Origin of the sequence: Azospirillum griseum (assembly GCF_003966125.1) — a bacterium.
Lineage (GTDB): Bacteria > Pseudomonadota > Alphaproteobacteria > Azospirillales > Azospirillaceae > Azospirillum > Azospirillum griseum.
Genome location: NZ_RXMA01000157.1, coordinates 1 through 328, shown reverse-complemented (window position 1 = coordinate 328; position 328 = coordinate 1). Strand labels below are relative to the sequence as shown.

The window sequence follows — 328 nt, the reverse complement described above, 5'->3', positions numbered from 1 at the left end:
GACTTTGGTGCGTAATTCGGCTTGGGTGCGAAGCACACCCGATCCGACGTGACGGTCAGGAGACCTTTTGGGAGGCCGGCATGCCGAGGCTGGTCATCCGATTGATGACGGCGCAAGCGGCCCGAGCCTCGGCTTTCTGTGCGGGCAGAGTCCGAGCGCGCAGGCTGCGTCCGATGAGAACTTTGTACCGGAGCATGGCCACCTCAACGAGAGATCGCCGTCCGTAGTGGACGGTCCGTTGCCAGCCCCGCCGACCACGCTCCTTGATCGTCTGGATGTGGCGGTCACGCCGGGTGGGAACCGTGTCGGCGGTGTCGCTCGGCACCGC

The 328-nt window shown here is 65.5% G+C and carries 1 pseudogene; it reads right to left on the bottom strand.

From position 1 onward, the window contains the following. Window positions 1-55: 55 nt before the first annotated feature. Window positions 56-328, bottom strand: a pseudogene (locus EJ903_RS26600) (IS5/IS1182 family transposase); the annotation flags it as partial.